Here is a 15977-nt window from a genome sequence, read left to right as displayed (position 1 = left end):
GGAAGAAAATGACCAGATTATTTAATCTTGATTTTCAGTTATTGCATGATACCATCCTTATGGCGATATCCGTTTTCGTATTGTTTACCGTAATGTCTTATAACCTTTTCGAGCCGGTTCGTAAGATGTTAAAGGGACGTCAGGAGAAGATAAAGACGGAACTGGAATCTGCGGCAAGCGACCAGGCAGAAGCAGCAGAATTAAGACAGCAGTATGAAGAGAAGCTTAAGAACGTCGATAAAGAGGCGGAGGTTATCTTAAGTGAAGCCAGAACCAAAGCCCTGCGCAATGAGAACCGCATCATTGGCGAGGCAAAGGAAGAGGCTGCGCGGATTATCCGGCGTGCCAATGAAGAGGCAGAACTGGAGAAAAAACGCGTGATGGATGAGATGAAACAGGAAATGATAGAAATTGCATCTATGATGGCAGGCAAAGTGGTAGCCGCATCCATTGATACAACAATACAGGATGCCCTCGTGGAAGAAACCTTGAAAGAGATGGGTGATACAACATGGCAAAATTAGTTTCCAAAACATACGCAGATGCATTGTTTGAACTCGCCGTGGAAAAGGGATGTGAAGATGCCTGGTTAGAAGATGCGAAAGCACTTCTTGAGATTCTCCATGAGAATGAGGAACTGGCAAAATTGATGAATCATCCACAGATTGTAAAAGAAGAGAAGCTTCAGATTATTGAAAACATATTCAAGGGAAAGACCGCGGACGAGATCGTGGGATTGATGTGCCAGCTGATAGAAAAAGACCACTTTAAAGATATGGAAAGCGTATTTGCATGTTTTGTGGATTCCGTAAAAGAATATAAAAATATCGGAACGGCATATGTCATTTCTGCGATAGAGCTGTCAATGCAGCAGAAAGACGAAATCGTAAAGAAACTATTAGAAACCACACATTATGTAGAAATTGAAATGAATTATGAGGTGGATGCATCACTCATTGGAGGAATGGTCATCCGCATAAAAGACAGGGTAGTGGACAGCAGTATCAAAACCAGGCTGCAGAAGCTAACCAGTGAATTATCCAAAATACAGTTGAAAGTAGGTGAAACCGCTTCATGAAATTGAAACCAGAAGAAATCAGTTCCGTTATCAAAGAGCAGATCGAGCGGTATGCATCCCAGTTGGAAGTGGCAGACGTAGGAACTGTCATTCAGGTGGCAGATGGAATTGCACGAATTCACGGCCTTGAAAATGCAATGCAGGGAGAACTTTTGGAATTCCCGGGCGAAGTATATGGAATGGTGCTGAACTTAGAGGAAGATAATGTAGGTGCGGTTCTGTTAGGAGATAAGCGTTCCATCAACGAAGGTGATACCGTAAAGACCACCGGACGTGTAGTAGAGGTTCCGGTCGGAGATGCATTACTGGGACGAGTAGTAAATGCGCTGGGTCAGCCGATTGATGGAAAAGGACCGATTGAGACGGAGAAATACCGCCAGATTGAACGTGTGGCATCCGGTGTTATTTCCAGAAAATCTGTAGATACACCATTACAGACCGGTATTAAGGCAATCGATTCCATGGTGCCGATTGGACGTGGACAGCGTGAGCTTATCATCGGAGATAAGCAGACCGGTAAGACGGCAATTGCAATTGATACCATCATTAACCAGAAGGGACAGGGCGTAAAATGTATTTACGTTGCCATCGGTCAGAAAGCATCTACCGTAGCATCCCTGGTAAAAACATTAGAAGAATTCGGTGCATTAAGCTATACCACAGTTGTTGTATCAACAGCAAGTGAGCTGGCACCATTACAGTATATTGCACCGTATGCAGGATGTGCAATTGGTGAAGAGTGGATGGAGAACGGAGAGGATGTATTAATCGTTTATGACGATTTGAGTAAACATGCTGCTGCATACCGTACCCTTTCCTTGCTGCTTAAGAGACCACCAGGACGTGAGGCTTATCCGGGAGACGTATTCTATCTGCATTCCAGATTATTAGAGCGTGCAGCAAGACTTTCCGATGCTTTGGGTGGAGGTTCCCTGACTGCACTGCCGATTATCGAGACACAGGCGGGAGACGTATCCGCATACATTCCGACCAACGTAATTTCCATTACAGACGGTCAGATTTATCTGGAAACAGATATGTTTAACGCTGGTTTCCGTCCGGCAATCAATGCAGGACTTTCCGTATCCCGGGTTGGTGGAGCTGCGCAGATTAAGGCAATCAAGAAGATTGCAGCACCAATCCGAGTAGAGCTGGCACAGTATCGTGAGCTGGCAGCATTTGCACAGTTTGGTTCCGAGCTGGATGCTGATACCAAAGAGAAATTAGCACAGGGTGAAAGAATCCGTGAAATGTTGAAACAGCCACAGTATCAGCCGATGCCGGTGGAAAAACAGGTAGCAATTATCTATGCTGCAACCAAGAAATATTTACTGGATATTCCGGTGGATGAGATTCTGTCATTTGAAAAAGCATTGTTAGAACTGATTGATACCAAGTATCCGGAGATTTTTGAATCCATTCGTGAAACAAAACAGTTAGACGAAGAAACAGAGCAGAAATTAATTACAGCAATTGAAGCATGTAAGAAAGATTTCAAATAGGCATGTAATATGGTAAAAGGCGGTGAGAGACTATGGCGTCCATGCGTGATATAAAGCGGCGCAAAAGCAGTATTTCCAGCACACAGCAGATTACAAAGGCCATGAAGCTTGTTTCTACCGTAAAACTGCAGAAAGCGAAGGGACATGCAGAACAGGCAAATCCGTATTTTAATTATATGTATCAGACCGTAACTTCCATGCTGGCAAAGAGCGGTTCCATCAATCACCCGTACCTTACCGGGAAAGATTCCGAGCAGAAGGCAGTGATTGTAATTACCTCGAACCGTGGACTGGCAGGAGGCTATAATGCGAATGTCGTAAAGCTGATTACAGAGAGTGACCTTCCAAAGGACAGGCTTTCCATTTATGCAGTTGGTAATAAGGGAAGAGAGTCCTTAGAACATAAGGGATATTCCATTGTAAAGGGACTTCCGGAGCTGATAGAGGCACCGACTTATGATGAGGCGTCCGCATTGGCAAGGGAAGTGCTGGCAGCCTATGAAAAAGGTGAAGTTGGCGAAATTTACCTTGCTTATACACATTTTAAGAATACGGTGGTACATGAGCCGAAATTAATCAAGCTTCTTCCGGTGGATATCGAAGATATGCCGGAGCAGGAAGAAGACAATGTGCTGATGAATTATGAACCAAACCAGGAGGAGGCGCTTAATTTAATCATACCAAAGTATGTAACGAGCCTTCTTTATGGAGCACTGGTAGAAGCAGTAGCCAGTGAAAATGGTGCAAGAATGCAGGCAATGGATTCTGCAACCAGCAACGCAGAGGATATGATTAGTGACCTGTCACTGAAGTATAATCGTGCCCGTCAGGGTTCTATTACACAGGAGCTGACAGAGATTATAGCCGGAGCATCGGCAATTTCCTGATCATATTCATAAGAATAGAGAATAAGGAGTGATAGAAAAAGATGGCAGAAACAAATATTGGAAAAATCACTCAGATAATAGGTGCTGTATTGGATATTAAATTTACCGAAGGAAAGCTTCCGGCAATCAATGAAGCAATCCGTATTACCAGAAAAAATGGTGAAGTTCTGGTAGTAGAGGTATCACAGCATTTAGGAGATGATGTCGTACGTTGTATTGCCATGGGACCTACCGACGGATTAATCCGTGGTATGGATGCAGAAGCAACCGGTGCACCGATTTCCGTGCCGGTAGGCGAGCATACCTTAGGCAGAATGTTTAACGTATTAGGCGAGCCAATTGACAATGAGGCTCCACCACAGGATGTGGAATATATGCCGATTCACCGGAAAGCACCAAGCTTTGATGAACAGGCAACTTCTACAGAAATGTTAGAGACAGGAATCAAGGTTGTTGACCTTCTCTGCCCTTACCAGAAGGGTGGAAAAATCGGACTTTTCGGTGGTGCAGGAGTAGGAAAAACCGTATTGATTCAGGAGCTGATTCATAATATCGCAACCGAGCATGGTGGATATTCCGTATTTACCGGTGTAGGTGAGCGTACCCGTGAGGGAAATGACCTTTATTATGAAATGAAGGAATCCGGAGTTATTGATAAGACCACCATGGTATTCGGTCAGATGAACGAGCCGCCTGGAGCACGTATGCGTGTAGGTCTTACCGGACTTACCATGGCGGAGTATTTCCGTGATAAAGGTGGAAAGGATGTACTGTTATTCATTGATAACATTTTCCGTTTCACACAGGCAGGTTCTGAGGTATCCGCACTGTTAGGACGTATGCCTTCCGCAGTAGGATATCAGCCGACCTTACAGACTGAGATGGGTGCATTGCAGGAGCGTATCACTTCTACCAAGAATGGTTCCATTACATCCGTTCAGGCAGTCTATGTACCGGCGGATGACCTTACTGATCCGGCTCCGGCAACTACATTTGCCCATCTGGATGCCACTACTGTACTGGATCGTTCTATCGTAGAGCTTGGTATTTATCCGGCAGTAGACCCACTTGGTTCTACATCCAGAATCCTTGACCCTCGTATCGTAGGACAGGAGCATTTTGAGGTAGCCCGTGGAGTACAGGAGATTCTTCAGAAATATAAAGAATTACAGGATATTATTGCAATCCTTGGTATGGATGAGCTGTCAGAAGAGGACAAGCTGGTAGTAAGCCGTGCAAGAAAAGTACAGCGTTTCTTGTCACAGCCATTCTTCGTAGCAACCCAGTTTACCGGTCTTGATGGAAAATATGTACCGGTAGCCGAGACCATCCGCGGCTTCCGTGAAATCTTAGAAGGAAAGCATGATGATGTACCGGAGAGCTATTTCCTGAATGCCGGAAGTATTGACGAAGTACGTGCCCGTATGAAGTAAGGGGTGAAGCCATGGCAGACGAGAAGAAAGCATTTGAGGTAGAAATCATTACCCCGGAGAGAATCTTTTATACCGGGGAAGCAACCATGATAGAATTCAATACAACAGAAGGAGAAATCGGTGTCTATCCGGACCACATTCCGCTGACAACGGTGCTTGCTCCCGGTGTTGTGACCATTACCAATGGCGAAGATGTAAAAGAAGCTGCGGTTCATGCAGGCTTTGCAGAGATTTTGGGCGATAAGGTAACACTGCTGGCAGAGATTGCCGAGTGGCCGGATGAAATCGATGAGAAGCGTGCCGAGGCAGCAAAAGAGCGTGCCGAAGCCCGTATTGCAGCTAAGGCTGCAGATACAGATATGCTTCGTGCGGAATTTGCATTGCGTAAGGCGTTGGTGCGAATTGAAGTGAAACACTAAAAACGGTGTATACAAAAGATAAAATATGATGTAAGGAAGATACCCTCTTTACCGTAGAAACCGGCAGAGAGGGTATTTTTTACTTTACAGGAAATTACTTTCCTGTAAAGTAAAAAACGCTCCGCGAGGATGCACACTGCGGCGTATAAGGTAGATGTCGCAAGCGACCGCCGCAGGCGCGAGAATGTGCCGAGGCACATTCTTTGTTTCCCTTACAGGAAACTGTTTTCTAGTAGAGTGAAAAAGGGGGATATGTTTTAAGAAAGGTTTCTACATAGTTTATAATAATTTAAGAAAATATTTATACCATACCATAGGGGAAAGCTATATAATGAATTTCAAACAGAATGAAAAGGATGAAGAAACAGTTTATGAGTGAAAACAGAATGCCGGAAGAAAAACGTATCCTGCGGGGATTATCAAAGGAAGAAGTAGAAGAACGCTTTATAGAAGGATTTGTAAATAAAACAGACATCAGCACGGAGAAGAGTGCAAAGGAAATCGTAAAGTCCAATGTATTTACGTACTTTAACTTTATTTTCTTAGTCATTACGATTCTGCTTTGTGTGGTCGGTTCTTTCCGGAACCTGACTTTCCTGCCAATCATCATCGGAAATACGCTGATTGGAATTATTCAGGAATTGCGGGCGAAGAAAGTCTTGGATAAGATGAGCCTTCTGAATGCACCCCATGCCATTGTTATTCGGGATGGAGAGCAGAAGAAAATTTTATCGGAGCAGCTGGTGAAGGATGATGTCATTTTACTGACTGCAGGAACCCAGATTTGTGCAGACGCCGTTGTTCTGGAAGGCACGATTCAGGTAAATGAATCATTGCTGACCGGAGAAGCCGATGAAATTGAGAAAACACCGGGAAGCAGGCTGATGTCCGGAAGCTTTGTGGTATCCGGAGAATGTTATGCGAGACTGGAGAAGGTAGGAAAGCATTCTTACATTTCCAGGCTGACTGCAGAAGCAAAAGCGATGGGAAATGAAGAACAGTCCGAGATGATTCGCTCTATTAACCAGTTGGTAAAATGGATTGGTATTGTGATTATTCCGATTGGAATCATTTTATTCTGGCAGGGCTATATCGTAAATGGAGAGACTTTCCAGAAGAGCATCGTTTCCATGGTGGCAGCAATTATCGGAATGATACCGGAGGGATTATATCTTCTGACGACCATTGCCCTGGCACTTGGAACCATGCGTCTGGCAAAGCGGCATGTACTGCTCCATGACATGAAGAGTATCGAAGCACTGGCAAGAGTTGATGTGCTCTGTGTCGATAAAACCGGAACCATAACGGAAGCAGGTATGGAAGTGGCAAAAATTGTTCCGGCGAAGGATGCGGAAAATACGTTTCTTCAGTCTCTGCTTCGGGATTATGCGTCAGCAGTGCCGGATAATAATGCTACTATGGAAGCAATTCGTGATTATCTGGAGCGGAAGGGCAAAGATAAGGATAGAGATAGTGATACCGATACCGACAGCAATAAAGATAAAACAGTGGAAGTACAGACCTTTATGGCTGCCCGGCGGAAAGCACTGGAGGTTATGCCGTTTACTTCTGCAACAAAATACAGTGGCGTTGTATTTGAGGATGGAAAATATCTTCTGGGTGCGCCGGAATTTGTCATGGGAAATGCCTTTGAAGAAATTGCAGATGAAATCAGGGAATATACGAAAAAAGGTTATCGTGTGCTTTTGCTGGCAAAATATCCGGGCAGTGATATCAAGGGAACCCTGACCGAAAAACCGGAGCCGCTGGGTTATGTGATTCTTTCCAATCCAATTCGTGAAAATGCGAAGAAGACCTTTGGTTATTTTAAGACTCAGGGTGTAGCAGTGAAAGTAATTTCCGGTGATAACCCGGAGACCGTATCCGAAGTGGCACGATGTGCCGGAATCGAGCATGCGGAGAAATATGTGGATGCAGGCACACTGGATACCGATGAGAAAATTTATGATGCGGCAGACCGCTATACCGTATTTGGACGGGTAACTCCGAAACAGAAGCAGAAGCTGGTACATGCATTGCAGGATGCGGGACATACCGTAGCAATGACCGGCGATGGAGTTAACGATATTCTGGCAATGAAGGATGCGGATTGCAGCGTGGCGATGGCGTCCGGAAGTGAAGCAGCAGCGCAGGCGGCACAGGTAGTTCTTTTAGATTCCGATTTTGCCCATATGCCGGATGTGGTATCAGAAGGACGGCAGGTAGTAAACAATGTGCAGCGTTCTGCCAGCCTGTTTCTGGTAAAAAATATATTCTCTCTGTTAATGGCAATCTTTGCAGTGGTATCGACAATTACTTATCCGTTAGAGCCGGCACAGATTTCCCTCATTAGTATGTTTACCATTGGGGCACCGGGATTCTTACTGGCATTGGAGCCAAACCGCAACCGTATTGAAGGACGGTTTTTACGGAAAGTATTATTAAAAGCATTTCCGGCAGGACTGACTGATGTATTAATCGTTGGTTCGCTGGTAGTCTGCGGAGAAGTATTTTCTATACCTGCTTCCGATGTGGCAACTGCATCCACCATGCTTTTATGTGTTGTAGGATTTATGATTCTGATTAAAATCAGCCATCCGATGAATAAGTTTAAATATGGAATTTTAATTTTTAATATCGCCGGGCTGCTTTTCTGCGGCATCTGCTTAAACCAGTTATTTGCCATGAGCCAGATGTCTAAAATCAGTATTCTTCTGATGATTGTATTTGCTTTTGCTGCAGAGTCACTGCTCCGTTACCTGACAATCGGGGTGGAAGGAATTGCAAAATTCATCAGTTCACAGGCACATCACGGTGCTCCACAGAAGTAGAGAATACAATTAGTGTTTTGGTTCGTCCGAAATGCTGCAGTTCGTTGATGAAGTGGTCAAGCTGGATGGTAGTCTGAAACATGACTTCCACCAGCATGGCATAATCACCGGTGACACAATTACATTCAATCACATTGGGAATTCTATCGATGAAAGGGTAGAATTCCTTTTTTTGTGCCGGTTCCACCTCGAGATTAATGAAAGCCTTAATGTGATAGCCAAAGAGCATGGGATTTACAGTGGCATGATAGCCGGTTAAAATACCTCGTTTTTCCAATCGCTCAATCCGGGCAGAAACCGCCGGGGAAGATAAAAAGACTTCCTTTGCAATATCCTTGACCGGAGTGCGGGCATTTTCCTGTAAGATTCGGATGATGCTTTTGTCAATGTTGTCTAATTCTTTTTCCATAGAGGCTCCTTTCGTTTCCTGAAAAATACAGTTGATGTAAAAAATGAATTTATCTGCAAATATAATGCTGAAAAATGACAAATGAAATAGCAGGTAAAGTAATATATAAAATTTTGTAGCCGGTGAATATCAAATGGCAGGCAGCTGCAGAAAATATCCTCCTGCCTCTGCGGGCAGATATATTTATGACACGGTTAGAGGCACTTGGCATTTTGTAGAAACATAGGCAACGCTGGTGCATGGACGCACCAGCGAGGCACAGATGAACATGGATGTGAATTTGTGCCGGTTGCCGGTTATTTTTCTATTCCTATCAAAATGCCTTAGTGCCCCTTGCCGTGGAATACATATCTGCGCAGAGGCAGGAGAATATTTTGCTGTATACACTGTCTGGATTTTACACATACAAGTATGTTGGCTTATTTTCAAGTATTATATCATACCTCTATTTTGTTGAAAAGACAGATACTTAAGAAAATAAAGAAAACAACAAACAATATTAAAATAATTAATAAAAAACAAGCAAAAAACAAATATAAAGCACGTTTTAACTTAAAACTATTTACCTTCTGGTCAAAGAGTGCTAGTCTTTGACAGAACCAAAAAACAAAAAATAAAAATTGAAAACAAACCCTTGTGACAATGGCGTCAGGACAGGATAAGACTGTCTTGACGCTATTTGCGTTACTAGGTAGGGCTAAAAAATAAGAAAGAGAGAGGGAAACATCATGACAGAAGAAATGCGTATGGAATCCGATTCAATTGGAACAATGGAAGTGCCAAAGGAGGCTTATTATGGCGTACAGGCTTTGCGGGCAAAACAGAATTTTCCGATTACAGGACAGAGTCTGCATCCTGTATTTATCCGCAACCTTGCAAAAGTAAAGAAGGCAGCGGCACAGAGTAATCGGAATGCGCTGGCTCTTCCGGCAGATAAGGCAGAAGCAATTATAAGAGCCTGTGATGAAGTGATTCGTGGATGTTTTGCCGATGAATTTATTGTAGATGCTATTCAGGGTGGCGCCGGAACCAGTGCCAATATGAACATGAACGAGGTGCTGGCAAACCGTGCCAATGAATGGATGGGAGGAAGAAAAGGTGATTACAGCCGGATTCATCCGAATGACCATGTGAATATGTCCCAGTCCACCAATGATGTGATTCCAACAGCCGGAAAACTTACGGTGCTGGAACTGTTAAAACCGTTGCTGGCAGAACTGGATGGACTGGAGAGGGAGCTTCGGATTAAAGCAGCAGAATTTGATGGAATCTTAAAAATGGGAAGAACGCAGCTTCAGGATGCAGTGCCGATGCGCCTCGGACAGACCTTTCATGCCTATGCAACCATGGTAAAACGTAATTATGAGCGGCTGAAAGAAGTAAGATGTGAAATGTTTACTGTAAATCTGGGGGGAACCGCAATTGGAACTGCCATCAATGTTTCTCCGGCATATTTATCTAACGTGGTGCCGACACTGGCAAAGATAACCGGTTATCCACTGAAGCAGGCAGAGGATTTATTTGATGCTACAGAGAATCTGGATGGATTCGTGATGGTATCCGGTGCACTGAAAGCATGCGCCGTAGACCTTTCAAAAATGTGTAACGATTTAAGACTGTTATCCTCCGGACCAAGAACCGGGTTTGGTGAAATTAATCTTCCGGCAAGACAGAATGGTTCTTCTATTATGCCGGGCAAAGTAAATCCGGTTATTCCGGAAGTGGTAAGCCAGGTAGCGTTCCATGTCATTGGAAATGACACAGCAATTACCATGGCGGCAGAGGCAGGACAGATGGAACTGAATGCTTTTGAGCCGGTGGTATTTTACAGCCTTTTTGATTCCATCGATACTTTAAAAGAAGCGGTTGAGACACTGACAAAAAATTGTATACATGGAATCACAGCCAATGAGGCACACTGCCGCAGTCTGGTAGACAAGAGTGTTGGGATTTCCACAGCACTTTGCCCGTATCTTGGATATAAGGAATCTGCCGACATCGCAAAGACAGCACTCCGGGAGAACAAGAGTGTAAGAGAAATTGTTCTGGAACGGAAACTGATGAGCGAAGCAGATTTAGAGCATGTGCTGAATCCGGAAATGATGACAGAAGTACATTTTGAACAGAGAAAAGCAATGTAGCCAATATAAAAATAACAGAAGCAGCGTCACGATTGAGGAAAAGCGAAAGTTTTATTCCACGAAACCGGATGCTGCTTTTTTTCTGGTGGAATAATAGAAGAAAATTCAAACCTGCATGCAGATTTAATGAGTGCTGCAATGATTTTAAGAACGTACAAAGATACAAAACAGTCTGCGTTTTATTGAAAAAAGCGGCGGATTATATTATGATATGAAGTATAAAAAGTGTGTAAATAATAAGTAAAAACAAGTAGGAGGAAAACGTATGGAAGCGTCCAAAGTATATTATACCAGTTTTAAAACCAGCGGCTCAGAAAATTTGTTGCAGAAACTGCGTCGCCTTTGTATTACAGCTGGAATGAAAAATATTGATTTTGAAGATAAATATGCAGCAATTAAGATTCATTTCGGAGAGTTAGGAAATCTTGCATTTCTGCGTCCGAATTATGCCAAAGTAGTGGTGGATCTTGTAAAAGAATGTGGAGGAAAAGCATTTCTTACGGATTGCAATACCCTTTATGTAGGCAGCAGAAAGAATGCACTGGATCATATGGATACAGCATATGAAAACGGATTTACACCATTTTCCACCGGATGCCATGTGATTATCGCAGATGGGCTGAAAGGAACGGACGAAGCACTGGTTCCGGTAGATGGGGAATATGTGAAGGAAGCCAAAATCGGAAGAGCCGTGATGGATGCAGATGTATTTATTTCCCTGACACATTTTAAAGGACATGAGGGAGCCGGATTTGGCGGTGCTTTAAAAAATATCGGAATGGGCTGTGGGTCCCGTGCCGGAAAAATGGAAATGCATTGCTCCGGCAAACCGGCGGTAGACCAGAGCCTGTGTGTAGGTTGTGGAGCCTGTGTAAGAATCTGTGCCCATGATGCACCACATATCACAGATGGCAAGGCAGGTATTGATGAAAATAAATGTGTGGGCTGTGGCAGATGTATCGGCGTATGTCCAAAAGACGCAGTCAACCCAACCAACTGGGATGCATCCAATCTTTTGAATTACCGGATTGCAGAGTATTCCAAGGCAGTCTGCCAGAACCGCCCGTGTTTCCATATTTCGCTGGTATGTGATGTGTCACCGAACTGCGACTGCCATGCAGAAAATGATATTCCTATTATCCCGGATGTAGGAATGTTTGCATCCTTCGATCCGGTAGCACTGGACATGGCATGTGCAGATGCCTGCAATAAGCAGCCGGTAGTACACGGCAGTGTATTGGAAGAACAGATGCAGCATGTTCATGAGAAAGACCATTTTCATATGGTGCATCCGGATACCAACTGGGAATCCTGTGTAGAGCATGCAGAAAAAATCGGACTTGGAACCCGGAACTACGAGTTAGTCCGTATTTAAACGAATTTCGATACGGAAGAGATTTTATGTATTGTTTTCGGTTTCTGGATTTATCCAACGATTTCCAAAAGCAGGCGTATTCTGCTTAAAAGAAAATCTAATGGATAAATCCAGAAAACAAAATTACAATACCCTAAAAATTTCTTTCGCATCTAAAATAGAAAAAAAGGAGAACAATATGAGGGGACAAAAAATAAGAGCAAAGCTACAAGCACTATTACTGGCAGCATGCATGGGGGTATGCAGTCTGCAGGTAACAACAGCATCCGCAACAGAAGAAAAGCCGAAGTCGGTGGATATCGTATTTACCCATGATACCCACTCCCATTTGAACAGCTTCCGTACGGTAGTAGATGGAGAAAATGTGGAAGCAGGCGGATTTGCACGAATCAAAACAGTCATTGATGAGAAGAAGGAAGAAAATCCGGATACACTGGTGGTAGACGGTGGTGATTTTTCCATGGGAACACTGTTCCAGACAGTTTATGAAGAAGAGGCATCTGAGCTTCGGATGTTAGGCTATCTTGGCTATGATGCAACGACCTTTGGAAACCATGAATTTGATTATCGAAGCAAAGGCTTAGCGCAGATGCTTGATACAGCGGCAGCCAGCGGTGATGTAGTGCCGTCCCTGCTGGTCTGTAATGTTGACTGGTCAGAGATGAATGATGAGAGACAGCTTTTAAAAGATGCCTTTGATCATTATGGTGTAAAGGATTATGAAGTCATCGAGAAGGGCGGTGTAAAAATCGCATTGCTTGGAGTATTCGGCAAGGATTCCCTTTCCTGTGCACCAACCTGTGCGCTTGAGTTTAAAGATCCGATCGAGGCGGTGAGGGAGACTGTGGCAGCCATAAAGGAAAAAGAAGATGTGGATATGATTGTCTGCCTCTCCCACAGTGGAACCAGTGAAGACCCGAAGAAATCTGAGGATGAACTTCTTGCAAAGGCAGTGCCGGAGCTGGATGTTATCATCAGCGGACATACCCATACCACATTGGAAGAGCCGATTATCGAAGGAAATACAGCTATTGTATCTGCCGGAGAATATGGCATTAATGTAGGAAGTATGCACCTTTCCCAGAATGCCGAAGGACGCTGGGAGGTAGAGGATTATAATCTGATTCCGATTCGCCCGGATATTGAGGCAGATGAGGCGGCCCAGGAGAAGATAGATGCTTTTGAAGCCAATATTGATGATACTTACCTGAAACAGTTTGGATACACTGCTTCTGAAGTATTGTGTGAAAATGATTATGAATTTGCGTCAGTAGATGATTTATATACGAAGCATACGGAACATAATCTGGGAGATATTATGGCGGATGCCTATATTTACGGGGCAACCCATACGAAGGATTATGATGGAGAAGAAATTGATGTGGCAGTCGTTCCAAGCGGAACTGTCCGTGATACCTATGTGCCGGGGGATATTACGGTAACAGATGTCTTTAACTCCTTCTCCCTTGGAATCGGGGCAGATGGTGTGCCGGGTTACCCGCTGATTAAGGTATACCTGACCGGAAAAGAATTAAAGACGGTAGCAGAGATTGATGCTTCCATTTCCGATTATATGACAACGGCAAGACTTTACTGCTCCGGACTGAATATGACCTATAATCCCAACCGTCTGATATTAAACCGGGTAACAGATGTATATCTGACGAAGAATGATAAGAGAGAAGAAATTGAAGATGACAAATTATACTGCGTCGTAGCTGACCTTTACAGCGGCCAGATGCTTAGTGCAGTAACGGATATGTCATATGGACTGCTTTCCATTGTGCCAAAGAATGCAGATGGAAGTAAAGTAGAAGATTTTGAAGACTGCATTATTTATGATGGTGACCAGGAATTAAAGGCATGGGTATCCATTGCCCGCTATATGGAATCCTTTGAAGAAGGAGAAAATGGTATTGCAGAGATGCCGGAATATTATAACGGACTTCATGACCGCAAGGTGGTAGATGATGATAAGAGCCTTGGCGCAAGACTGAAAAATCCGAATAAATATGCAGCAATGATTGTGGGAGTTGTTCTTGTGGTACTCCTTGTTCTGATTTTCATAATCGTATTGATTGTCAAAGTCATACGCCGCATCCGCAGAAGAAAATTGAAAAAAAGTTAACACATGAGTGGAAGTGTGGTATGCTATAGAACAGATGAAAAAAGTTTGGAGTAGTTAGAGAGTGCGAGATAAGTTTGACTTAAAAGAATTGACAAATGAAATACCTTTGGGAGAGTTCTTAAAATATGATGAGCCGATGCTGGTATCAAGAACTAATGCGGTAAGTGGAAAATTGCTGCTGGCTTCGGAAATGTCGAGATTTGACACGGTAGGTTATGATTGTGCAGCTGTCTGTATCAATGATATGTATGCCATGGGAGCAAAACCGCTTCTTTTTTATGACAATATTTCCTGTGCCCGTCCCAAGTTTGAATATATCCGGGACATGGAAGAGGGTATGGAAAATGGCTGCCGGCAGGGAAATGTGACTTATGCCGGAAGTGAAATTAAGGAGCTTTCCGATATTTTCTCTTATGACCAGTATGATCTGGTTGGCTTTATTGCCGGAGTTGTAGAGAAAAAGAAGAAAATAGGAATAGCACAGGTGAAAGCTGGAGATGTTATTATTGGACTTCCATCCAATGGACTTCATAATAACGGCTATGTGGCAGCCCGGAGAAAACTATATCTGACGAAGACTTCTATGGAAATCTATTATGAATCATTAGGTTCTACGTTAGGAGATCTGCTTCTGGCACCGACCCGTATGTACCGGGATGCCATGGAAGCATTGCTTCAGAGTGAGATAGAAATCAAATCCTGCGTACAGGTGGCTCATGGAGGTATTGATAAGGCAGTACATACTCTGATGCATAATGCTGCCGGTGCAGTGATAAAGCAGCGGGAAGAAGATATTCCACCACTTTACGATATGCTGCATAAAGATGGTAATATCAGCAAAGAGCAGATGAGAAATATTTTTAATATGGGAATCGGGATGCTGATACTGGTGGCAGAAGAAGATACAGACCGGGTGGTAGAACTGTTAGAAGCAGCGGGAGAAGAACCGGTGGAATTAGGTCTTGCAGAGACAGGCTCGGACATTGTACGATATATATAGCCAAGGTGAAGGGAGAATATCATGAGTACACAGGACAAACTGGAGAGGGTATTACGGGATATACATGTATTAATATCCAGAAGTGAACTTTATGACAATACCGGTGAGAAGATTATTGTTGAGAAGAAGAAAATGTTTGAATATCTCAATCATCTGAATGCCTGTATTTACGAGATGATGGATGAATATGAAGTGACACAGCAGAGCAGGGACAAGGCAGAACGGGAGGCACGCAAAAAAGGCGATGCCATGATTTTTAAAGCAAGCCGGAATGCTGAAGATGTCTATGCAGCCGCTGTGTTGTATACCGATGATGCCCTTCAGCGGGTACAGCATATTATGCAGGATACAACAGATGCCCTTCAGGATATTCTGAAGAAAGCCCAGGATGATATGAAGACCCAGAAGGTGGTTATCCGGGAGAACCAGTCAGAGCTTAAGAGCCAGCTTCAGGATATGGTAGATACCGAAAAGTATCTGAAGTTAATCGAAGAACGTAATCACGAACTGGAAAAGGAACGTGAAAAGGAGAAGAAAGAGCCGAGGGAAGAAAAGAAATCCCCATATCAGGCAATCAAGCCGGAAATCCGGATTAATCCTGAATACTTTAAGAAAGCCGGAATTCCTTTAGAGGATGAAGAACCGGAGGAAGATGCAGCCGAAGGAAAGAAAGAGATTCCGGAAGTTACGGTGGATCTGGATGCAGAGTACTTCAAGTGGAAAGCAAAAGAAAAAGATAACAAAAAGAAATAGAACTACGTAAACCAAATTGCA

13 protein-coding genes are annotated in these 15977 nt (G+C 43.6%); 12 read left to right on the top strand and 1 reads right to left on the bottom strand.

The features are described 5' to 3' along the window. The first annotated feature begins 8 nt into the window (after nt 1-8). The 7 genes from atpF (at nt 9) to DWY37_RS10060 (ending at nt 8150) form a co-directional block, all read left to right on the top strand. Complete coding sequence (gene atpF, locus DWY37_RS10090) at nt 9-524, top strand: F0F1 ATP synthase subunit B (protein ID WP_117698877.1); 516 nt, start codon at nt 9-11, stop codon at nt 522-524. Beyond that, nucleotides 512-1078 carry an ATP synthase F1 subunit delta gene (atpH, locus tag DWY37_RS10085; RefSeq protein WP_117698878.1) on the top strand — a complete coding sequence of 189 codons (567 nt, stop codon included), beginning with the start codon at nt 512-514 and terminating at the stop codon, nt 1076-1078. Before atpF ends, atpH begins: the two co-directional genes overlap by 13 nt. Further along, nucleotides 1075-2580: a F0F1 ATP synthase subunit alpha gene (gene atpA, locus DWY37_RS10080; RefSeq protein WP_117698879.1), complete on the top strand. Its 1506-nt coding sequence runs from the start codon at nt 1075-1077 to the stop codon at nt 2578-2580. Before atpH ends, atpA begins: the two co-directional genes overlap by 4 nt. 32 nt (nt 2581-2612) lie before the next feature. Continuing rightward, nucleotides 2613-3467, top strand: coding sequence for an ATP synthase F1 subunit gamma (atpG, locus tag DWY37_RS10075; RefSeq protein WP_117698880.1), 855 nt, complete (start codon nt 2613-2615; stop codon nt 3465-3467). 41 nt (nt 3468-3508) lie between these two features. After that, the gene (gene atpD / locus DWY37_RS10070) at nt 3509-4900 is read left to right on the top strand and encodes a F0F1 ATP synthase subunit beta (RefSeq protein WP_117698881.1); all 1392 of its coding nucleotides are present in this window, start codon (nt 3509-3511) and stop codon (nt 4898-4900) included. Between the two features lie 11 nt (nt 4901-4911). Beyond that, nucleotides 4912-5319 (top strand): ATP synthase F1 subunit epsilon, encoded by a 408-nt coding sequence (gene atpC / locus DWY37_RS10065; protein WP_022242845.1) that lies wholly within the window; start codon nt 4912-4914, stop codon nt 5317-5319. 371 nt (nt 5320-5690) lie between these two features. Continuing rightward, nucleotides 5691-8150: a cation-translocating P-type ATPase gene (locus DWY37_RS10060; protein ID WP_243092121.1), complete on the top strand. Its 2460-nt coding sequence runs from the start codon at nt 5691-5693 to the stop codon at nt 8148-8150. Here DWY37_RS10060 and DWY37_RS10055 read toward each other — a convergent pair. Then, a complete protein-coding gene (locus DWY37_RS10055; protein ID WP_022242847.1) occupies nt 8113-8559 on the bottom strand; it encodes an Lrp/AsnC family transcriptional regulator in 447 nt (148 codons plus the stop codon). The genes DWY37_RS10060 and DWY37_RS10055 overlap by 38 nt on opposite strands. 728 nt (nt 8560-9287) lie before the next feature. Between DWY37_RS10055 and DWY37_RS10050 the strand changes: the two genes are divergently transcribed. The 5 genes from DWY37_RS10050 (at nt 9288) to DWY37_RS10030 (ending at nt 15956) form a co-directional block, all read left to right on the top strand. Further along, a complete protein-coding gene (locus tag DWY37_RS10050; protein ID WP_118540775.1) occupies nt 9288-10700 on the top strand; it encodes an aspartate ammonia-lyase in 1413 nt (470 codons plus the stop codon). Nucleotides 10701-10965: 265 nt separating this feature from the next. After that, entirely contained in the window at nt 10966-12075 is a 1110-nt protein-coding gene (locus tag DWY37_RS10045) for a DUF362 domain-containing protein (protein ID WP_118540773.1), read from the top strand. A 178-nt stretch (nt 12076-12253) separates the two neighbouring features. Further along, nucleotides 12254-14203, top strand: coding sequence for a bifunctional metallophosphatase/5'-nucleotidase (locus tag DWY37_RS10040; protein WP_118087999.1), 1950 nt, complete (start codon nt 12254-12256; stop codon nt 14201-14203). 61 nt (nt 14204-14264) lie between these two features. Then, the gene (purM, locus tag DWY37_RS10035) at nt 14265-15203 is read left to right on the top strand and encodes a phosphoribosylformylglycinamidine cyclo-ligase (protein ID WP_118088000.1); all 939 of its coding nucleotides are present in this window, start codon (nt 14265-14267) and stop codon (nt 15201-15203) included. A 21-nt stretch (nt 15204-15224) separates the two neighbouring features. Further along, the gene (locus DWY37_RS10030) at nt 15225-15956 is read left to right on the top strand and encodes a hypothetical protein (RefSeq protein WP_118088001.1); all 732 of its coding nucleotides are present in this window, start codon (nt 15225-15227) and stop codon (nt 15954-15956) included. Nucleotides 15957-15977: the final 21 nt, after the last annotated feature.

The sequence above is a fragment of the Roseburia sp. AF25-13LB genome (assembly GCF_003478915.1).
GTDB classification, from domain to species: domain Bacteria; phylum Bacillota; class Clostridia; order Lachnospirales; family Lachnospiraceae; genus Roseburia_C; species Roseburia_C amylophila.
This window is presented reverse-complemented; position numbering and strand designations above follow the sequence as displayed.